Annotated in this window: 15 protein-coding genes, 4 tRNA genes and 1 pseudogene; 13 read left to right on the forward strand and 7 right to left on the reverse strand. The window is 60.1% G+C overall.

The window, feature by feature from the left end; translation table 11 throughout:
- The first annotated feature begins 72 nt into the window (after window positions 1-72).
- On the forward strand, window positions 73-1,137 hold the full coding sequence (locus JFT63_RS21090) for an AI-2E family transporter (RefSeq protein WP_005786630.1): 1,065 nt from the start codon (window positions 73-75) through the stop codon (window positions 1,135-1,137).
- Between the two features lie 436 nt (window positions 1,138-1,573).
- Here the strand turns inward: JFT63_RS21090 and JFT63_RS21095 are convergent, their stop codons facing one another.
- Both JFT63_RS21095 and JFT63_RS21100 read right to left on the reverse strand, forming a co-directional pair.
- Window positions 1,574-2,608, reverse strand: a complete 1,035-nt coding sequence (locus JFT63_RS21095; protein ID WP_198708771.1) for a sensor histidine kinase — start codon at window positions 2,606-2,608, stop codon at window positions 1,574-1,576.
- Window positions 2,608-3,372: a response regulator gene (locus JFT63_RS21100; protein WP_032877075.1), complete on the reverse strand. Its 765-nt coding sequence runs from the start codon at window positions 3,370-3,372 to the stop codon at window positions 2,608-2,610. Before JFT63_RS21100 ends, JFT63_RS21095 begins: the two co-directional genes overlap by 1 nt.
- 259 nt (window positions 3,373-3,631) lie before the next feature.
- Here JFT63_RS21100 and pyrF point away from each other — a divergent pair, with 259 nt between their 5' ends.
- Window positions 3,632-4,330, forward strand: a complete 699-nt coding sequence (gene pyrF, locus JFT63_RS21105; protein ID WP_186563432.1) for an orotidine-5'-phosphate decarboxylase — start codon at window positions 3,632-3,634, stop codon at window positions 4,328-4,330.
- A gap of 134 nt (window positions 4,331-4,464) precedes the next feature.
- On the opposite strand, the gene JFT63_RS21110 is transcribed toward pyrF, so the two are convergent.
- Window positions 4,465-5,472, reverse strand: coding sequence for an NADP-dependent oxidoreductase (locus tag JFT63_RS21110; RefSeq protein ID WP_198708772.1), 1,008 nt, complete (start codon window positions 5,470-5,472; stop codon window positions 4,465-4,467).
- A gap of 228 nt (window positions 5,473-5,700) precedes the next feature.
- Here JFT63_RS21110 and JFT63_RS21115 point away from each other — a divergent pair, with 228 nt between their 5' ends.
- The 4 genes and pseudogenes from JFT63_RS21115 (at window position 5,701) to JFT63_RS30145 (ending at window position 10,155) form a co-directional block, all read left to right on the forward strand.
- Window positions 5,701-6,462, forward strand: a complete 762-nt coding sequence (locus JFT63_RS21115; RefSeq protein WP_198844660.1) for an SDR family oxidoreductase — start codon at window positions 5,701-5,703, stop codon at window positions 6,460-6,462.
- Window positions 6,463-6,661: 199 nt separating this feature from the next.
- Window positions 6,662-8,074, forward strand: a complete 1,413-nt coding sequence (locus tag JFT63_RS21120; protein WP_198844661.1) for an aminotransferase-like domain-containing protein — start codon at window positions 6,662-6,664, stop codon at window positions 8,072-8,074.
- Window positions 8,075-9,069: 995 nt separating this feature from the next.
- Window positions 9,070-9,249 (forward strand): annotated as a pseudogene (locus JFT63_RS30140) (HAMP domain-containing protein); the annotation flags it as partial.
- Window positions 9,250-9,450: 201 nt separating this feature from the next.
- Entirely contained in the window at window positions 9,451-10,155 is a 705-nt protein-coding gene (locus tag JFT63_RS30145; protein ID WP_442963719.1) for a methyl-accepting chemotaxis protein, read from the forward strand.
- A 36-nt stretch (window positions 10,156-10,191) separates the two neighbouring features.
- On the opposite strand, the gene JFT63_RS21130 is transcribed toward JFT63_RS30145, so the two are convergent.
- Window positions 10,192-11,004: an alpha/beta fold hydrolase gene (locus tag JFT63_RS21130; protein ID WP_198844663.1), complete on the reverse strand. Its 813-nt coding sequence runs from the start codon at window positions 11,002-11,004 to the stop codon at window positions 10,192-10,194.
- 135 nt (window positions 11,005-11,139) lie between these two features.
- Complete coding sequence (locus tag JFT63_RS21135) at window positions 11,140-11,910, reverse strand: hypothetical protein (RefSeq protein WP_032803393.1); 771 nt, start codon at window positions 11,908-11,910, stop codon at window positions 11,140-11,142.
- A 360-nt stretch (window positions 11,911-12,270) separates the two neighbouring features.
- Here JFT63_RS21135 and JFT63_RS21140 point away from each other — a divergent pair.
- The 4 genes from JFT63_RS21140 (at window position 12,271) to JFT63_RS21155 (ending at window position 12,685) form a co-directional block, all read left to right on the forward strand.
- Window positions 12,271-12,346: transfer RNA gene (locus JFT63_RS21140), tRNA-Glu, on the forward strand.
- A 3-nt stretch (window positions 12,347-12,349) separates the two neighbouring features.
- Window positions 12,350-12,425: transfer RNA gene (locus JFT63_RS21145), tRNA-Gly, on the forward strand.
- Between the two features lie 105 nt (window positions 12,426-12,530).
- Window positions 12,531-12,606 (forward strand) — tRNA-Glu (locus tag JFT63_RS21150).
- Window positions 12,607-12,609: 3 nt separating this feature from the next.
- Window positions 12,610-12,685 (forward strand) — tRNA-Gly (locus JFT63_RS21155).
- A 77-nt stretch (window positions 12,686-12,762) separates the two neighbouring features.
- On the opposite strand, the gene JFT63_RS21160 is transcribed toward JFT63_RS21155, so the two are convergent.
- Window positions 12,763-13,554: a helix-turn-helix transcriptional regulator gene (locus JFT63_RS21160; protein WP_057703688.1), complete on the reverse strand. Its 792-nt coding sequence runs from the start codon at window positions 13,552-13,554 to the stop codon at window positions 12,763-12,765.
- 137 nt (window positions 13,555-13,691) lie between these two features.
- On the opposite strand from JFT63_RS21160, the gene JFT63_RS21165 reads away from it, so the two are divergent.
- Window positions 13,692-14,795 (forward strand): polyamine ABC transporter substrate-binding protein, encoded by a 1,104-nt coding sequence (locus tag JFT63_RS21165; RefSeq protein WP_198844664.1) that lies wholly within the window; start codon window positions 13,692-13,694, stop codon window positions 14,793-14,795.
- Between the two features lie 48 nt (window positions 14,796-14,843).
- Window positions 14,844-15,131 (forward strand): hypothetical protein, encoded by a 288-nt coding sequence (locus tag JFT63_RS21170; protein WP_057703686.1) that lies wholly within the window; start codon window positions 14,844-14,846, stop codon window positions 15,129-15,131.
- A 175-nt stretch (window positions 15,132-15,306) separates the two neighbouring features.
- Here the strand turns inward: JFT63_RS21170 and pdxR are convergent, their stop codons facing one another.
- Window positions 15,307-16,797, reverse strand: coding sequence for a MocR-like pyridoxine biosynthesis transcription factor PdxR (gene pdxR, locus JFT63_RS21175; RefSeq protein ID WP_198844665.1), 1,491 nt, complete (start codon window positions 16,795-16,797; stop codon window positions 15,307-15,309).
- 77 nt (window positions 16,798-16,874) lie between these two features.
- Between pdxR and JFT63_RS21180 the strand changes: the two genes are divergently transcribed.
- Entirely contained in the window at window positions 16,875-18,536 is a 1,662-nt protein-coding gene (locus JFT63_RS21180) for a M24 family metallopeptidase (protein ID WP_198844666.1), read from the forward strand.
- Window positions 18,537-19,307 lie beyond the last annotated feature (771 nt).

Here is a 19,307-nt window from a genome sequence, read left to right on the forward strand (position 1 = left end):
CCGTTACAAGGCGAACGGACCCGTGCCGTTCGCCTAAGCTCTCTTCCTACAGCCTTATTCTCGAGATACTCGATGCTCAATAACGATCGCCTGCTGGTGCAAATCCTGCTGCTGGTGCTGTTCGGCGCCAGCTTCTGGGTCATGGCGCCGTTCTGGTCGGCGCTGTTCTGGGGCGCGGTGCTGGCATTTGCCAGTTGGCCGCTGATGCGTTTGCTCACTCGCTGGCTGGGCGGGCGGGAATCCCTGGCCGCCGGCATCCTGACGTTGGGCTGGATGTTATTGGTGGCGGTGCCGCTGGTGTGGCTGGGGTTCAACCTGGCCGACCATGTGCGTGATGCGGTGGCGCTGATCAAGGATATCCAGGTCGACGGCTTGCCCGAGGCGCCGACATGGTTGGGCTCTATCCCGTTTGTCGGCGAGCGCCTGGTGGCGATGTGGGACAGCATTGATCAACAGGGCGCGGCGTTGATGGTCAGTATCAAGCCGTACCTCGGCCAGGTCGGCAACTGGTTGCTGGCACGCAGTGCGCAAATTGGCGGCGGTATTCTTGAGCTGACCCTGAGCCTGGTCTTCGTGTTCTTTTTCTACCGCGATGGTCCGCGCCTGGCGATGTTTGTGCACCGTTTGCTGGAACGGCTGATCGGCGAACGTGCCGGCTATTACATTGAGCTGGTGGCCGGTACGGTGCAACGGGTGGTCAACGGTGTGATCGGTACTGCGGCGGCCCAGGCCTTGCTGGCGTTGATCGGCTTCCTGATCGCCGGTGTGCCGGGCGCGCTGGTGCTGGGTATTGTTACCTTCCTGCTCAGCCTGATTCCCATGGGGCCGCCGTTGGTGTGGATTCCGGCCACGGCGTGGCTGGCGTGGAAGGGGGACTACACGTATGCGGTGTTCCTGGGGGTGTGGGGGACGTTTGTGATCAGCGGGGTAGACAACGTGCTTAAGCCATACCTGATCAGTCGTGGCGGTAATTTGCCGTTGGTGATTGTGTTGTTGGGGGTGTTTGGGGGGTTGATTGCCTTTGGCTTTATCGGGTTGTTTATTGGGCCGACCTTGTTGGCGGTGGCCTATAGCCTGCTGACGGACTGGAGTGCTACTCAGGCGCAAGTGCGTCGTGATGACAAGCCGTGTAATTGAGGGGTTGGGCATCATGTGGGAGGGGGCTTGCCCCCGATGGCGGCCTTGGGGCTGGCCAGGATGCTGGGCTTTGATCGAGTACATATCCGTTATTTGGGTAACGGCTGCTATGGGTTCCGCTCTTACAGCGGGTCACTTTTGAAAAGCCCAAAAGTAACCAAAAGGCTCTTGCCCCACCACTCGGCACCTCGCTTAGGCTCGGTGTGCCCGTAATCCGCCAGTGATTTGGGGGGCCGCCGCCACGCGCCATCCATGGCGCGGGGCGGCTAAACCGGCATCCCTGCCGGTTTACCCCCCAAATCCCTGTCGAATTCCGGCCAGCGTGGTTTGACGGGGCGCTTAAGATCAAAGGCAGAGCAAGATCAAGAGCGACTCGCTTCGCATCGTGGTTACCGTTAGGAGCGGCATGCTACAGAGTCGTATAGAAGAGAGAAGCTCAGCCCCTCGGCAACCACATCACCGCAGTCAATCCACCCCCCGGCGTGTCCTCCAGGCTCAGGTGCCCGCCAAGCCGTTCGACTGCCTCTTTGGCTATGGTCATCCCCAAACCGACCCCTCCGGAATTGCGGTTGCGCGATCCCTCCAGGCGGAAGAAGGGTTCGAATACCGCTTCGCGTTTATCGGCGGCGATCCCCGGGCCGTTATCGATCACCCGGATTACCAATGCGCCACGGCTGTCGGCTAGTTCTACCCGGGCCATGCCGGCGTAGCGTAACGCGTTGTCGATCAGGTTGTTGAGGCATGAGCGCAGGGCCATGGGTTGCACTTGCAAGGGCGTGCAGGTGCCTGAAAATTGCACGTCGCGGCCCTGGTCCTGGGCGTTCTCGCTGAGGGATTCCACCAGCGCCTGCACGTCGAGCCAATGCCGCGTTTCGCTGGTGCGTTGTTCGTGCAGGTAGCTCAGGGTGGCGTCGAGCATACCGATCATGTCGTCCAGGTCCTGGCGCATCTGGCCTTGCAGCCTGGTGTCTTCGATCTGTTCCAGGCGTAGTTTGAGGCGTGATAGCGGGGTGCGCAGGTCGTGAGAGACTGCGCCGAGCATACGCGCTCGCTGGCTGACTTGTTCGCGGATGCGCTTTTGCATCAGGTTGAAGGTTGAGGCCGCTTGCCTGGCCTCGCGCGGGCCCGACTCCACCAGCGGCGGGCTGTCGAGGTCGACGCTCAAGCGCTCGGCTGCGGCACTCAGGCGCTGGATCGGCCGGCTCAGCAGTTTGGCGCCGTACCAGGCAGCGATGATCAGCGAGATAAATTGAAACGTCAGCGGTACCAACGGGCCACTAAACCAGGGGCGAGGTTCCTTGTGCAGTGGTTTGAGGGTGCCGTCCGGTTGTTCGACGAACGCCTCGGGAGGCGGGGGCGGCGGCCTGCCGTAGTGGTGGAACCAGAAGATCGCCAGTACATGGGCGAGCACAATGGCGACCAGCAATAGGCCGAACAGTCGCCCGAACAGCGTATTGAAGGTGGCGCGCATCAACCGATATCCCGGGCGTCGAACAGGTAGCCTTCGCCGCGTACGGTCTTGATCAACTGCGGGGCCTTGGGGTCATCCCCCAGTTTCTGGCGCAGGCGTGATACCAGCAAGTCGATGCTGCGATCAAAGGCTTCGATGGAGCGACCACGGGCCGCATCCAGCAGTTGCTCGCGGCTCAATACGCGGCGCGGGCGTTCGATGAACACCCACAGCAAGCGAAACTCGGCGTTGGACAGCGGCACCACCAGGCCGTCATCGGCCACCAACTGACGCAGTACGCTGTTGAGGCGCCAGGTGTCGAAGCGGATGTTGGCCCGTTGCTCGGTGCGGTCATCGCGCACCCGGCGCAGGATGGTCTGGATACGGGCCACCAGCTCCCGCGGTTCGAAGGGTTTGGACATGTAGTCATCGGCGCCCAGTTCCAGGCCGATGATGCGGTCGGTGGGTTCGCAGCGGGCGGTGAGCATCAGGATCGGAATGTCCGACTCGGCACGCAACCAGCGGCACAGCGACAGCCCGTCCTCGCCCGGCAGCATCAGGTCCAGTACCACCACGTCGAAGGTTTCGGCCTGCATGGCTTGGCGCATGGCGGTGCCGTCGGTGACGCCCGAGGCCAGGATATTGAAGCGCGCCAGGTAGTCGATCAGCAGTTCGCGGATCGGCACGTCGTCGTCGACGATCAGCGCACGGGTGGTCCAGCGTTTGTCTTCGGCGATCGTCGTGCCTTTAGGCTCTTCGTTTACGGGGACGGAAGGGGTCTGCATAGTGCGATCATCTGCCTGAGTAGTGCTGTCAGCATAGGCGCCCAGCGCCATGGCTGGAAATGCTGGGCGGGCGATTGTGTGCGCGAGGCTAGCCGGGCGGCGTGTTGAGGGCGTGTCGTGAATGTATCGGCATTGAAACAAATGCTCCAAACAACGTGGATCGGGCACTTGATCAGTATTTACCGATCATCGGATCCCGCAACGGCGCTGCTTGCGCTACAATCCGCGCCGATTTCGACTTGCCTGAGAGCCTATTCCAATGTCCGTCTGCCAGACTCCTATCATCGTCGCCCTGGATTACCCCACTCGTGACGCCGCACTGAAGCTGGCTGACCAGTTGGACCCCAAGCTTTGCCGGGTCAAGGTCGGCAAGGAACTGTTCACCAGCTGCGCGGCGGAAATCGTCGGCACCCTGCGGGACAAAGGTTTTGAAGTGTTCCTGGACCTGAAATTCCATGACATCCCCAACACCACGGCAATGGCGGTGAAGGCTGCCGCCGAAATGGGCGTGTGGATGGTCAATGTGCATTGCTCCGGTGGCCTGCGCATGATGAGCGCGTGCCGCGAAGTGCTGGAACAGCGCAGCGGCCCCAAACCACTGCTGATCGGCGTGACTGTGCTGACCAGCATGGAGCGTGAAGATCTGGCCGGCATCGGCCTGGATATCGAGCCTCAGACGCAGGTGCTGCGCCTGGCGGCGCTGGCGCAGAAAGCTGGCCTCGACGGCCTGGTGTGCTCGGCCCTGGAAGCCCAGGCCCTGAAAAACGCCCACCCGACATTGCAATTGGTGACGCCGGGCATTCGCCCGGCCGGCAGCGCGCAGGATGACCAACGCCGTATCCTGACTCCGCGCCAGGCTCTGGATGCCGGTTCAGATTACCTGGTGATCGGCCGTCCGATCAGCCAGGCGGCGGATCCGGCCAAAGCACTGGCTGCAGTCGTTTCAGAAATCGCCTGATACCTGTAGGAGCGAGCTTGCTCGCGAAAAACGTCAACGATAACGCGTATTCCCTGAATGAGCGCGGCGTCTGTGAGCTTTTCGCGAGCAAGCTCGCTCCTACGCTTGCCCCCCACATTTGGGTCTATGGCGTGTCAGCTGACTTTTAGCACCAGCTTTCCGAAGTTCTCACCGCTGAACAGCTTCATCAGTGTCTCCGGGAATGTCTCCAGCCCCTCGACAATATCCTCCTTGCTCTTGAGCTTGCCCTGGGCCATCCAAGCGGCCATTTCCTGCCCGGCCGCCGCGAAGTTTGCCGCGTGGTCCATCACCACAAACCCCTCCATGCGCGCGCGGTTGACCAGCAACGACAAGTAGTTGGTTGGGCCTTTGACGGCTTCCTTGTTGTTGTATTGGCTGATCGCACCGCAAATCACCACGCGGGCTTTGAGTGCCAGGCGGCTTAGCACAGCGTCGAGAATATCGCCGCCGACGTTATCGAAATAGACATCCACGCCCTTGGGGCACTCGCGCTTGAGGGCGGCGGGTACGTCTTCGCTTTTGTAGTCGATGGCGGCGTCAAAGCCCAGCTCATCCAGCAAGAACTTGCATTTGTCGGCACCGCCGGCAATCCCCACCACGCGGCAGCCTTTGATCTTGGCGATCTGCCCGGCGATGCTGCCCACGGCACCCGCGGCGCCGGAAATGACCACGGTGTCACCGGCTTTCGGCGCACCGGTCTCCAGCAGGGCAAAGTAAGCCGTCATGCCGGTCATGCCCAAGGCTGAAAGGTAACGCGGCAGGGGCGCAAGCTTGGGATCGACCTTGTAAAAACCACGGGGCTCGCCGAGGAAATAATCCTGTACGCCCAGGGCGCCATTTACGTAGTCCCCCACTGCAAAGCTTGGATGGTTCGAGGCAATCACTTTGCCTACGCCCAGCGCCCGCATCACTTCGCCGATGCCGACCGGCGGGATGTAGGATTTGCCCTCATTCATCCAGCCACGCATGGCCGGGTCGAGGGACAGGTATTCGTTGCGCACCAGCACCTGGCCATCGGCAGGCGTACCCACCGGCACTTCCTGGTAGGTGAAGGTCTCTCGCGTGGCCGCACCGACCGGGCGTTTGGCGAGCAGGAATTGGCGGTTGGTCTGGGCGGTCATGGCAAGGACTCGTTGGAAATGAATCATGAGTGATAGCCCTTCAGTGACCGAAGGGCAAGGTTATCCGTGGGAGGCGAATGCCCGTCGATAGGCGTCGCTGATAATCTGCCGGGCAGGCTTATCACTGCGATTCATGCAGCGCCAACCGGCCTTCTGATAGTGCTGACGCGTTACTCCCCGCGTTGACTAGACTCGCGCCATCGCTACTACTCCCACAGGACAGTTCCCATGAGCATGACATTTTCTGGCCAGGTCGCCCTGGTAACCGGCGCCGCTGGGGGTATTGGTCGCGCCACTGCGCTGGCGTTCGCGGCCGAAGGCTTGAAGGTGGTCGTTGCCGACCTCGACGTGGCGGGGGGCGAGGGCACTGTCGCACTGATCCGGCAGGCCGGTGGCGAAGGGGTGTATGTGCGGTGCAACGTCACGCTCGAAACGGACGTGCAGCAATTGATGGCGCAGACGGTCGCCACCTATGGACGGCTGGACTATGCCTTCAACAACGCCGGGATTGAGATCGAGAAAGGCAAGCTGGCCGACGGCAGCCTGGATGAGTTCGATGCGATCATGGGGGTTAACGTCAAAGGCGTATGGTTGTGCATGAAGTATCAGTTGCCGTTGTTGTTGGCCCAGGGCGGCGGAGCGATCGTCAACACGGCATCGGTGGCCGGGCTGGGGGCGGCACCGAAGATGAGCATCTATGCGGCGTCCAAACACGCCGTGATCGGCCTGACCAAATCGGCAGCCATCGAATATGCGAAAAAGAAGATCCGCGTGAACGCGGTTTGCCCGGCAGTGATCGATACCGACATGTTTCGCCGCGCCTACGAGGCCGACCCGCGCAAGGCTGAATTTGCGGCGGCCATGCATCCGGTCGGGCGCATCGGCAAGGTTGAGGAGGTCGCCAGCGCCGTGTTGTACCTGTGCAGTGATGGTGCCGCCTTTACCACTGGCCAGTCCTTGGCGGTGGATGGCGGCGCGACGGCGATCTAGGAAGGCGAGTGCCACAGTGTTCGAAACAGGGCGAGGTGCTGTGGGGCGTTTCCATAGCGGGCAGTGGGCCTTGCCCGAATATGTATCAGTAGGTAAATAATCTAATAAAATCAATACTTTAATAAATCTTGGTGGCCGGTTTTGGCGAGCTTCTGTGCTTAACTGTTTTGGGTTAACAGACAGTTCAAGTGAGTGGCTCATGGATTTAGGGATCGATCGACAGGCCCTGGTACCGGTTGTTCAGCAAATCGTCAGCGCGGTGGCGCATTGGATTCGCAAGGAAGGGGTGAGCCCCGGAACGCGCTTGCCGTCCATTCGGCAATTGGCCCTCGACAACCTGCTGAGCCAGTCCAGCGTGATTGAGGCGTTCGAGCGGTTGGTGGCCCAGGGGCTGCTGGCCTCCAGGCACGGCTCGGGGTTCGTGGTGGCGCAACCTGCGGTTACCCACGAACGCCACTGGTATGAAGGCGCGGAGCAGGGATGGGGTTCTTTTACCGACAGTCCCATCGGCGAGTTGAAACTGGGGTGTGGATGGCTGCCGGACGACTGGCGCGAAAGCGATGACATCAGCTATGCAATCCGCGAAATCAGTCGTACCGACACCGGGGCCTTGTTCAACTACAGTACGCCCCTGGGGCTGCCGGTCCTGCGCGAGCAACTGCTCAAGCGTCTGACCCAGATTCACGTAACCACCAGCCTGGACTGTATTCTCACCACCCACGGTGCCAGCCATGCCCAGGACTTGCTGATACGCACCTTGCTCAAGGCCGGTGATGAGGTGGTGGTCGAGACACCCGGGTATGGCAACCTCTACCGCCAGCTGGCCTTTCAAGGTGTCACGCTGCTGGAGGTCCCGCGCGCCCGTGGCGGCCCGGATCTTCCTGCCTTGGAAGGGCTGCTGCAAACCCATCGGCCCAAGTGCCTGTTCATCAATAGCCTGTATCACAACCCTACCGGCACCAGCCTGTGCCGCACGGTGGCGCAGCGGTTATTGGAACTGGCGCGCGAGCGGGATTTCCTGATCATCGAAGAGGATGTGTACGGCGATCTGCAACATGCCAGTTGCACGCGCTTGTCGGCGCTGGACCACGATGACCGGGTGATCTATGTGTCGAGTTTTTCCAAGACCCTGAGCAGCGCCCTGCGCGTGGGCTACCTCTGCGCCAGTGCAACGCTCATTGAACAATTGGCTCATCTCAAGACCCTGACCGGTATCGGCACCTCGCGCTTTGCCGAAGCCATGGTGGCAACGTTGTTGAGCAACGGCACTTACCGTAAGTGGGTGCAGCGCCTGCGCAAGCACCTGAATGCGCAGATGGCTGCAACTTTGCAGGTGCTGGAGGATGAAGAGTGGCAGGTCTTTGCCGTTCCGGCAGGGGGTATGTTCCTGTGGGCGCGACCGGGCATCCCGGATCCGTTGCGACTGCAGGCCTGTGCGCGGCGGCTCGGCGTGCTGCTGTCGCCCGGGGCGCTGTTCAGCCCCACCGCAGAACGTAGCGACTGGCTGCGCATCAATGTGGCCTATGCGGCGGATCAGCGCGCATTGGCGTTGTTCCGTGCCATGGGGCCGACCAGATCGACCTCGACCATTCTGAAAACGACGGGCATGTAGCTTTTTGCCATTATTGCGACGCCAGCGGCTTGTGCTCAGGGCCCCGGGGTTGCCACTCTCGCTGCTGGTAAACCTGGCTTATGGCAGCTGCCATTGCAAGAGGATCAAGTGCAATGATTTGGGGCATGCAACGACGATTCGCCAACCTTGGTATGGCAATAAAACTGGGCTTGGGTTTTACCCTGGTGCTCCTGCTGACGGCCCTGGTGGCGGCGATCGGTGTGGGGTCCCTGCACGCCGTCGGCCAGCGTTTTGATGGCCTCAAGCAGATGTCTTCGCTCAATAGCGAGTTGCTCAAGGTGCGCGTGATCGAACAGAACTACGCGTTGCACGGCGACCCCAAGGCCGTTGACGCCCTGCATGGCAGTGTTGACGCGTTGCTGGCCCAGGCCATCAGCCTCAAGGCGCGGTCCGCCACCAACGAGCGGGTGATGAGCGATGTTGAGCAAGCGTTGATCGCCTATCGCAAAGCGTTCGATGAGTTCGTCGACTTGACCCAGGCTAAAGACCTTGCGCTGGAAATGGCCAGTTGGTCGGTGTCCAGCGTGGCGAATAACCTGGACGTGTTGCAGGCCGGCCTCGCCGACGACGGCGCTTATGGCCTCAAGGAAAGCCAGGGCAAGGAGGGCGCCGAGTTTATCGAGCAGGCGGGGCAGGTCAGCCATGTGTCGCGCTTGATGCTGCAAGCCATGAACGAGGCGCGGGTACGCCTGGATCAAAGCCGCAAGGCTGAGGCAGAGGATGTCGGCCAGGGCAAGATCGAGCAGGCCGACCAGGCCCTGGCCGAAGTCGAGAAGCTCAAAACCAGCGTCAAGGACGCGGGCTACCAGACCGTACTCAACGAAGTCGGCGGGCATATCGCCTCATTCAGTGAAAAACTCGGCGAATACACCGGGCTGTTGGCCCAGGAAAAGCTGGTTTACACGCAACTGCATGACCGCGCCGAGCAAGTGGTCAGCCGCGTCAATCAGGCGTACGCCGCCGAAGACCAGTCCATGCAGGCGCAGTTGCAGCACAGCACGTGGTTGATCATCGGTTCTTCGGCCTTGGCGTTGCTGGTGGGCTTGATTGCTGCGTGGCTGATTACCCGGTTGATCGTTGCGCCGTTGCGCAGCGTGATCGCCGTGGCCCAGCAGATTGCCTCGGGTGACCTGAGCGGGCGCATGGAGGTCAGCCGTCGCGATGAAATTGGCCAATTGATGCAAGCCATGCAGCAGATGAGCAGCGGTTTGAGCCAGATGGTCAGCGGGTTGCAGGCCGGCATCGAACAGTTGGCCAGTTCTGCGCATTCGCTGTCCAGTGTTACCGAGCAGACCAACCACGAGGTCAGCAGCCAAAAGGAAGAAACCGAACAGGTCGCCACGGCAATGAATCAGATGACCGCCACGGTGCACGATGTGGCGCGCAATGCCGAGCAAGCCGCGCAAGCTGCGCAGACGGCGGACGCCAAGGTCGACAGCGGCCAGCAGGTGGTGCGCATGAGTTTGCAGCGTATCGAGTTGCTGGCGACGTCGAGCAACAGTGCCAGCGCGAGTATCGAAAGCCTCAGCGCAGAGATTCAGCACATAGGCACTGTGCTGAGCGTGATCAATAGCGTGGCCGAGCAGACCAATCTGCTGGCCTTGAACGCTGCCATCGAAGCGGCCCGTGCCGGTGAGCAGGGGCGTGGCTTTGCCGTGGTGGCCGACGAGGTACGGGCCCTGGCCAAGCGCACCCAGCAATCGACCGAGGAAATTGAACGGCTGGTCGGCACCTTGCGCAGTGCGGCGCAGTCATCGGTACAGCAGATCCAGCAAAGTGGCGAATTGGTGAAGCTGGCGGTCGGTGATGCCCTGCAAACCGAAAGTGCCTTGGGCAGCATTGCGGCCGCCGTGTCACTGATCCAGCAAATGAACCAACAGATCGCCGCCGCCGCCGAGCAACAAAGCTCGGTGGCCGAAGAGATCAACCGCAGCGTCACCAGTATTCGGGCGAGTGCCGATCATTCGGCCCTGAGTATGCAAGGCAATGCCGCATCCAGCGTTCAGCTGGCGCAGTTGGGCGTGGAACTCAAGGGGATGGTGGGGCATTTCCGCCTGTGATCGCCGCTGGGGTGCGGCGAGCAAGGCGAAGGTCGCTCAGGCGTTGTTGGCGAGGAATGTCAGCAGCGCTTCGTTGACGAAGTCCGGGTTTTCGCGGCTTGAGATATGCCCAGCCTCAGGGATCAGAATCAGGTCGCAACCAATCAGGCCAGCCATTTCCTCGGATTCGGCAGGTGGGCGGGGTTTGTCTTGTTCGCCGCACATTATCAGGGTGGTGTCGGCGTCCAGGTGCGGCAATTGCTCCAGGATATCTTCGCGGCTGAAGATCAAGCGGCCCAGCGGGACGATGCTGTCGAGCAGGCGTTCGCGGGGGAAAACTTGCAGGGATCTGCGAAAATCCTGATACAGCGCCGATTCACGGTCGATGCCCGGGCGAAAGAAGATCGGTGCGATTACATCCAGCAATGGCTCAGGGATGGCGCCGGCGTCTTCAATCATCTTGAACAGCGAGAAGTAGTACTGACGCGTTGCTTCGGGTTCGGCACCGAGGTAGGTGTCCATCAGCACCATGCTGTTGATGCGCTCGGGCGCCAGCAGTGCCAGGCGCGCGCCCCACATGCCACCGACCGAAAGGCCCACCAGGTTGATCTGCGCGATGTCCAGGTGATTCAGCAGCGCCAGGGCCTGGCGCGCCAGATCATCCAGGGACCGGGTTTGCGTGGGTAACGTGCCCGATTCGCCATGGCCCCACAGCTCGGGGACGATTACGCGGTATTGCTGCGACAGCGCTTCAATCTGCGGCGTCCACATGTCGTGGGCCCACAGGTAACTTGAGCCGAGCAATACGACCGGGCCACTGCCCTGGTCAAGGTAGTGCAGCGGTTGTCCATCAATCATGGCAACAGGCATAGCAGGCCTCTAACTTCACGGAGTGAGGGGCACTTTTTTACGCTAGTCGGGGGCGGGGGGATAGATGCAAAGTGATGGCATATGGTGTGAGGGTGCCATCCAACTGACACCCCTCCGACGTTATTACCTGGCCTGTCAGTCGTAGATAGCTTTCTTTTTCCACTCGGCATCGGCGTCGACGACCTTCAAGCCTTCAGTGAGCTCGTTGACTTCGTCTTCTGCCGGCTGGCTGTTGGTCAACACCGTGGAGTTGGCGCGGGCCAGTTGTGACTCCAGCAGTTGCAACTGTGCGCTGTAGAGCACCGGCTCCGGTTGTTTGCGCAAGTACTGCACGCCGCGTTCGAACGCCAGGCGTGCCTGGCCGGGTTGGCCTTGCAGCAGGGCGTGTTGGCCGAGGTTGTTGAAGAACTCGATATGCAGCAGCACCAGGATATGACGGATTTCCTTGATCCAGTGCTTGGCTTCATTGGTTGGCAGGAAACCGTCCTGGGCTGCGCGGGTGACTTGGCCGTGCAGGGCTTCGAGCAAAAAGCGTACATCCTTGGCCTTGGCTTCGGTCTGGATCGGTGCTGGTGGGTTGGCCACCGGGATCGATTCGCCTTGAGCAATCAGCGCATTCAGCTCGCTGATGCGTGCCTTGATTGGCGCACTGGACTTGTTAAGGTTCAACAGACGCTGGTTGACGTTCAGCTCAAGGCGGGCCAGCAACAGTTTGAGCGCCGGGGTCATCAGTTGGCCGGGGAAGGTCTCGGTGATTTCACCGCAGCGACGCAGCCGATCGTTAAGCTCGATCTCGGTGCGCTTCTTTTCCAGCTTGTTGTTTTCCACCACGTGGTTCATGTAGCCAATGGCGATCAGTATTACGATCCCGGCTATTACCAGCAGGGTGATCATGAGTGGTGTCACCGGTGTGACCTCTTTTATAGGGATTGCTGTGGAGTGTAGTGACTGGGGCACCCGGCGGATAGGACCGATCGACCAGTTGCCCAGGTAGTTGCTTCTATATAGGCAAGCGCATCTGTGAATGGATGCACATTGCCATCATTTACCCAGGCAGACTATAACGCCTTGTCGAACGCCAGAATATAGGCGCCAAGGCTCCAGCGGCGACAATGCCTGCACGGGCCGGTAAACCATGGCGAAGTCATTGATTTAAATAAATTTATCCTTGGGGGTTGACGACCTTTCAATCCATCCATAGAATGCGCGCCACTTACAGCGTAAAGCACACAGCGAAACGCGGTAGGGAGTGAATGTTGTACGTGTGTCCCCTTCGTCTAGTGGCCTAGGACACCGCCCTTTCACGGCGGTAACAGGGGTTCGAGTCCCCTAGGGGACGCCATATGCGGGAATAGCTCAGTTGGTAGAGCACGACCTTGCCAAGGTCGGGGTCGCGAGTTCGAGTCTCGTTTCCCGCTCCAATTTACAAGCAGTGTGGCCCTCGGGCGGCATTGAGTGAAACCAGGACCAAGTCTTCGGACAAGGCCTCTGGGCACTGAAATACACACCATGTGTTTCAGTAGCGTGTCCCCTTCGTCTAGTGGCCTAGGACACCGCCCTTTCACGGCGGTAACAGGGGTTCGAGTCCCCTAGGGGACGCCATTTGCGGGAATAGCTCAGTTGGTAGAGCACGACCTTGCCAAGGTCGGGGTCGCGAGTTCGAGTCTCGTTTCCCGCTCCATATTTAACGAAAACGCCGATCAGCAATGATCGGCGTTTTTGTGTGTGCTGAATTTATTCGGCTGGCGCACTTTCCATTCAAGTGGTCGCATGGGCCTCCTGTCTTTGCATAAAAAACCGCGCAAACAATTCGGACTGCGATTTGATATTGAGCTTGCTGTAGAGGTTGCGGCGGTGGACTTTAATGGTTTCCGTCGACAGCAACAGTTTCCCGGCGATTTCCTTGTTGGAGAAACCGCTGAGCAGCAACTTCAGTACGTCTTTCTCGCGTGCCGTTATGTGTGCCTCCAGCTGAGTAAGCGCCTCAGTCCACGGGGCCGGCTCGGCGATATTCTTTTGCGGGTCAATTTCAAAGCTCATGCGTTGATGCATCATTGCCGTCACCCACGGCTTGATCATGTCCAGTAGCGTGACTTGCGCCTGTGTGAAGCGCAGGTTACTGCCAAACGACATGCACAGCGTTCTGTCGGCATCGAGTTGCACGTTGTATTGCGCCTCATCAACCGAGATGTATTGCGCGAAATATTGCTGGTAGTACTCGGTTTCAAGAAAGTGCTCCGGCGCAATATCGAGCAGATGGAAGAACCCGCTCTGCGGGTTTTCCCGATTGGCGATATAAAACGGGTCCAGCAGATAAAGGCCCTTCACATACCGATGAATAAAAGCATCGACTTCTTCGCTGTCTGCCACCTCCGGCAGGCTGATCACCCGCACGGCGTGATCGCCGAAAACCAGTACAACCCAATTGTCGATCTGCACATATTCATTCAATACGCGAATCAATGAGCTCCAGAACTCTGGTCGATCAAGCTGCATGATCAGTTTGCCAACCGATCGGTGCCAAGCCAGGCTTTGAAGGTCAAGCGACATGTTCTACCCCTTTAGGGTTAGGGATTGACAGGCAGGGGCTAAGTACTTGTAGGTATTTACTATTCGACAACGCCCGGTATATTCACCCCGAGCTTACGATGGCCATGAAGGCGCTTCGGGTAGACAGGGATAGTCATATGAGTCGTTCACACTTGCGAGCTATTTTTTTAGCCTCGCTGCTTGGCGCCGCCATCAGCACGCCAGCCACCGCCGCGCAATCTTCGGTGTATCTGTATAACTGGTTCGGGTTTCTTGAACCGCAGACCCCGAAAGTGTTCCAGCAGGAAAGCGGCATCAAGCTGCATATGGATGCCTTTGACAGTGCTGAAACCATGCAGAGCAAAGTCATGGCCGGGCGCACCGGGTATGACTTGGTGGTGGCCACGTCCAATGTGCTGCCCGGCCTGATCAAGGCGGGTGTGCTGCAAGAGTTGGACCGCTCGCAACTGAGTAATCTGTCGCATATCGATCCCGATATCCTCTCACTGCTGGCGGTCAATGACCCGGGCAATCGCTACGCCGTACCCTACGTCTGGGGTACTACCGGGATTGGCTACGATGTGGACAAGGTCAAGGCTGCTCTGGGTGATGATGCCCCGGTAGACAGCTGGGACCTGATCTTCAAAGAAGAAAATATCAGCAAGCTCAAGGCCTGCGGCGTCGCCATGCTCGACTCGCCCAGCGAAATCATTTCGATCGCCTTGCACTATCTGGGACTGCCCAGCAACAGCACCAACCCTGAGGATTACCAGAAGGCCCAGGCTTTGCTGTTGAAAATTCGCCCTTACGTGCTCTATTTCGACTCTTCGCGAATCGACACCGACCTGGCCGACGGCAATATTTGCGCAGTTGTAGGCTGGGCCAATGGTGCACTGGCCGCGCAGGCGATCAATGAAAAATCCAACAGTGGACGCAAGATTGCCTACAGCCTGCCCCGGGAAGGCGCGTTGGTCTGGTCTGAAAACTGGGTATTGCTCAAAGACGCTCGTCATCCCAAGGCCGCGCTGGAATTCATTAATTACATGCTGCGGCCCGAGGTGATTGCCGAGACGTCCAACTACATGCTCTATCCCAACGCCAATAAAGACGCCACACAGTTCGTTGAGCAGAAATTGCGCGATAACCCGTGGATTTATCCTGATAAAAAGACCATGGCTACGCTGGTTCCGCTTGAGCCGTTGCCGTTGAAGGCGGAGCGTATCCGCACCCGGGTCTGGACCAAGGTCAAGAGCGGTACGTGAGGGTAAGCCTGTTGGGAGGTTGACCCAGGGCCCGGGGAGGGGAACAGCATGCGCCAGGGCAGTGATCAGTGCTACTTGGAGTCGGACGACTACAAGGCGTACAAGGAAATTGAAGAGCAGATCGGCCTCTGCACGCCGGAACAAGCCTGGGCCATGTATTACGTCTCGACAGGGATGGTACGGGAAAACATCACCCTGGCGGTGATGGAGCACATCGGCAGGGGCAATCGCGCATTGTTGCTTGAGTTCCCCGACCTGGTGCGGGTCGAAGGGCGGGACTACAAGCCCGGAGCGCTCGCCTCCAGCTGGCCTTTGCTGCGAAGGCATCGCGGATAACGCTCTGATCCAGGATCTTGGTGGGCTATAAGGCCGCCATCGGGGCATAGGTCTCCACACAAGGTTGGTGCGACGTGGACCTGTGGCGAGGGAGCTTGCTCCCGTGACGATGCGTCATAGACTTTTGTAGGCGCGAGCAAGCTCGCTCCTACAGAGGGTGAGCCCTGTCGTGTATTCAACGCGTACCCATGGCGTTCATCGCCTGGGCCAAGCGCTGTGTGGCCTGGTAGAGCTCATCCCGGTTCAGTGACGCAAAGCCCAGGCGCAGCGCATTTTGCGGTTGGTCGTCGGGTGAAAACTGACGACCGCTGCGCACCACCAGTCCATGGTCCAGAGCGGTGTGCACCAAGCGATCCACGTCCATGCCATCCTCGAAACGCACCCAGAGCGCCAAGCCACCTTCGGGTTCGCGCACCTGTATGCGCTCACCGAATGCCTGGTCCAGACAGTCGCGCAGCACGGTACGGCGCGCGCGGTACTCTTTCGAGACGCGGCGCAGGTGTTTTTTCAACTCACCGTCATTGATCAGGTCCGCCAGCATGGTCTGTGCCACCGCATCCGCATCGCCCAGCATCAGTGCGGCATTGCGCTGCAGGGCTTCAATCACCTGGGTTGGGGCCACGATGTAACTGCAACGAAACGTCGAGCCCAGCACCTTGGATAACGAACCGACGTAAATCACATGGCGCTGGGCGCGGTCACTGGCCAACGGCAGGTAAGGGCGGCCGCTGAAGTGATATTCGTGGTCGTAGTCTTCTTCGATCACGCAAAAGTCATGTTGCGCCGCCAACGCCAGCAAGTGTTGTCGGCGTGCCACATGCAGGCTCACCGTGGTGGGGAATTGGTGGTGGGGCGTGAGGTAGATCAGGCGCACAGTGTGCTCGCGGCACAAGCGGTCGATCTGGTCGGTGCGGCAGCCTTCGTCATCGATGTCCACGGTGACCACTTGCGCGCCGAGTCTGCGGAAAATTTCCCACGCCGGCGGATAGCTCAAACGCTCCACCAGTACCACGTCGCCAGGCTTGATCAGCAGGCTGGCGCTCAGGTAAAGGGACATCTGCGTGCCCTGGGTCAGGCAGATATTGTCGGCAGTCACTGTCAGCCCGCGGTTATTGCGCAGCATCTCGGCCAGAGCGCAGCGCAGCTGATAGCCGGTGCCCTCACTGCCGTAGCGCACCGTGTTGGAGGCAAAACTGTTGCGTAGCGCATGGCGATAGTAGCGATGCAAAACGGCCTGTGGCAGCAAGCGGTGGTCGCTGGTGCCATTGTCGAAAAACAGCGCTCCGTGCCGATGCTGGAGCGCGACCACCTGGGCGTTATGGGTGAAATACGGTACCACCGGCTGGTCCAGCAATAGCGGGGCGAACGACGGCTGCGCTGCGCAGGGCAGGGGCTTGGGCGCCAGTTGCACATTGACGAATGTGCCACGGCGCGGCTCGCTGACCAGCCAGCCTTTGGTCATCGCCTCTTCATAGGCCAGGATCACCGTCTTGCGGTTGACGTCGAGCAGTTGTGCCATCTCCCGCGTGCCCGGCAGCAACGTCCCGGGCGGCAATCGGCCTTCGAGGATCGCACTGACGAGACCCTCGGCAATCTTGCGATAGGACGCCTGGCGGGTGTCGTCGTCAAGCTTGAGCAGGGGGCGCCATTTACGCAGCTGGACCATCTGAAGTATCCAAATCTGGAGGTTTTAATGGACCTAGTCTAGCGCAACAATCAAGCCTCACTCACCCCGAGGTCTTTATGAACACACGCCATGTCATCGAACTGTCTCCCTCGGGAAAAACCTTTGAGGCCGGCGACGAACTGTTGCTCGACGCCATGCTTGCCAGTGGCCTGGCCGTGCCGTTCTCATGCCGCCGTGGCGCGTGCGGTTCGTGCAAGGTGGTGGTGGCCGCAGGTGAGCACCGGGCCAAGCATCTGGCGCCGGATGCGCCAGCGCCGTGTTACCCCCTGGCCGGCGATGAAATGCTGCTTTGCCAGAGCCATGCCTGCACCGATATGCGCCTGGAAATCCCCGGCTGGTCCCTGGATACACCGGCGTTGGTCGTGGGGGCTCAGGTCATCGGCAAGCGCGCACTCGGGCCCGATGTCATTGAGTTGATACTCACGCCCGATACACCCTTGACGGTGCGAGCTGGCCAATACCTCAAGTTCCACCTGGCCGACGGCGACACGCGTTGCTTCTCGATTGCCAACCTGCCAGCCGAGGACGAGGGACGTTTGGTCTTCCAGATTCGTCGGGTGCGCGGCGGGTACTTTTCCGAGGGCGTTCTGGACGGCTTGGCCGTGGGGGCGCGCATGCAATTGGAAGGGCCGTTTGGCGCCTGCACCTGGCAGGACGATGACGCCGCCCCGGTCGTACTGTTTGCCACGGGTACCGGTTACGCAGGCATCAAGCCGATCCTGTTGACCGCGCTCAAGCGCAATATCGAGGTGACGTTGTATTGGGGCGGCGCGCAATCCATGGACTTTTATGATCACGCTTTTCTAGACCAGGCGACACTCAAACATCCACGTTTTCGCTGGCATCCGGTGCGGTCATCCGAGGGCAGGGTGCAGGAGGTGGCATTGAGTCACGGGCATCACTGGGAAGTGGCTCAGGTGTACGCCTGCGGTAACGGCACTATGCTCAGCCAGGTACGCAGTCATTGCCTTGAGGCGGGGTTGCCGAGCCATCGGTTTGTTGCGGAAGCGTTTGTTGCCAGTGGTCAGTCAAGCGCGCAAGCGGTCTCGCTGTCGTTCGACCCGATCTGGGAGAAAGTCGGCCCGCGTTATTCTCTGGACGGCATGTTGGCGGCGCGAGAAAAATCCATACGTGCCCTGGCGGCCATCGCCAGCCAGTTGACGGTCGGCATGACCACCGGCGAAGCCCTGGAGATGGCCGCCCAGCAACTTACGGCCATGGGCGCCTCGCACACCTGGCACCCGACTTACATTCGCTTTGGCCCCGACACCATCCGGCCCTCCCGCGAAGGTGTTGATCGTCAGCGCGAACTGCGCGCCAGCGATATCGTGGTGGTCGACCTTGGGCCGGTGTGGGACGGCTATGAAGGAGACTACGGCGACACGTTTATCTTCGGTGAGTTACCGCTGCATCTGGCGTGCAGGACTGCGCTGCATGAGGTGTTTGATGAAACCCGCCAAGCGTGGCTGGGTGGGCTGACCGGGCGCGAACTCTACGACTTCGCCGAACAGAGCGCCGAGGCAAAAGGCTGGAGGCTGGCACGCAACCTGGCGGGGCACCGCCTTGCGGATTTCCCCCATGCCTTGTTCGAAAGCAAAGAGTTGGCTGACCTGGAGATCCCACCGAGTGAAATGGCCTGGGTACTGGAGATCCAGCTGTGCCATCCCACGGAGCCGGTCGGTGGGTTCTTTGAAGACATGCTGATGTTGCAAGCCTGAAGAGCCTGCCATTGCTGCCGAGAATTGTGCTTGGCGCGATGGCCCTGCCAACCGAGATCAACCCAGCACTGCCGATCCCCTGTGGGAGCTGTCGAGCTTCAGCGAGGCTGCGAAAGCAGTGGTTCAGGCGATGAAAATGTTGCCTGTGCCGCCGCCATCGCAGCCTCGCTGGGGCTCGACAGCTCCCACATTTGGGCGATGTTGTTGTCGGGAGTTGTGTTTGGCGCGATGGCCCTGCCAACCGAGATCAACCCAGCACTGCCGATCCCCGGTGGGAGCTGTCGAGCTTCAGCGAGGCTGCGAAAGCAGTGGTTCAGGCGATGAAAATGTTGCCTGTGCCGCCGCCATCGCAGCCTCGCCGGGGCTTGACAGCTCCCACATTTGGGCGGTGTTGTTGTCGGGAGTTGTGCTTGGCGCGATGGCCCTGCCAACCGAGATCAACCCAGCACTGCCGATCCCCTGTGGGAGCTGTCGAGCTTCAGCGAGGCTGCGATAGCGGTGGTTCAGGCGCTGAAGATTTTGCCTGTGCCGCCGCCATCGCAGCCTCGCCGGGGCTCGACAGCTCCCACATTTGGGCGGTGTTGTTGTCGGGAGTTGTGCTTGGCGCGATGGCCCTGCCAACCGAGATCACCCCAACACCACCAATCCCCTGTGGGAGTTGTCGAGCTTCAGCGAGGCTGCGAAAGCGGTGGTTCAGGCGATGAAAATGTTGCCTGTGCCGCCGCCATCGCAGCCTCGCCGGGGCTCGACAGCTCCCACATTTGGGCGGTG

Source organism: Pseudomonas sp. MF7453, assembly GCF_016405455.1.
GTDB classification, from domain to species: Bacteria; Pseudomonadota; Gammaproteobacteria; order Pseudomonadales; family Pseudomonadaceae; genus Aquipseudomonas; species Aquipseudomonas paralactis.

What these genes read in the sequence shown, in the direction of transcription:
- JFT63_RS30145 (WP_442963719.1), top strand. Translation starts at nt 9,451, where the DNA reads ATGACCGCCACGGTGCACGATGTGGCGCGCAATGCCGAGCAAGCCGCG.
- JFT63_RS21090 (WP_005786630.1), top strand. Translation starts at nt 73, where the DNA reads ATGCTCAATAACGATCGCCTGCTGGTGCAAATCCTGCTGCTGGTGCTG.
- JFT63_RS21130 (WP_198844663.1), bottom strand. Translation starts at nt 11,004, where the DNA reads ATGCCTGTTGCCATGATTGATGGACAACCGCTGCACTACCTTGACCAG.
- JFT63_RS21115 (WP_198844660.1), top strand. Translation starts at nt 5,701, where the DNA reads ATGAGCATGACATTTTCTGGCCAGGTCGCCCTGGTAACCGGCGCCGCT.
- JFT63_RS21110 (WP_198708772.1), bottom strand. Translation starts at nt 5,472, where the DNA reads ATGACCGCCCAGACCAACCGCCAATTCCTGCTCGCCAAACGCCCGGTC.
- JFT63_RS21170 (WP_057703686.1), top strand. Translation starts at nt 14,844, where the DNA reads ATGCGCCAGGGCAGTGATCAGTGCTACTTGGAGTCGGACGACTACAAG.
- JFT63_RS21160 (WP_057703688.1), bottom strand. Translation starts at nt 13,554, where the DNA reads ATGTCGCTTGACCTTCAAAGCCTGGCTTGGCACCGATCGGTTGGCAAA.
- JFT63_RS21120 (WP_198844661.1), top strand. Translation starts at nt 6,662, where the DNA reads ATGGATTTAGGGATCGATCGACAGGCCCTGGTACCGGTTGTTCAGCAA.
- pyrF (WP_186563432.1), top strand. Translation starts at nt 3,632, where the DNA reads ATGTCCGTCTGCCAGACTCCTATCATCGTCGCCCTGGATTACCCCACT.
- JFT63_RS21095 (WP_198708771.1), bottom strand. Translation starts at nt 2,608, where the DNA reads ATGCGCGCCACCTTCAATACGCTGTTCGGGCGACTGTTCGGCCTATTG.
- JFT63_RS21180 (WP_198844666.1), top strand. Translation starts at nt 16,875, where the DNA reads ATGAACACACGCCATGTCATCGAACTGTCTCCCTCGGGAAAAACCTTT.
- pdxR (WP_198844665.1), bottom strand. Translation starts at nt 16,797, where the DNA reads ATGGTCCAGCTGCGTAAATGGCGCCCCCTGCTCAAGCTTGACGACGAC.
- JFT63_RS21165 (WP_198844664.1), top strand. Translation starts at nt 13,692, where the DNA reads ATGAGTCGTTCACACTTGCGAGCTATTTTTTTAGCCTCGCTGCTTGGC.
- JFT63_RS21100 (WP_032877075.1), bottom strand. Translation starts at nt 3,372, where the DNA reads ATGCAGACCCCTTCCGTCCCCGTAAACGAAGAGCCTAAAGGCACGACG.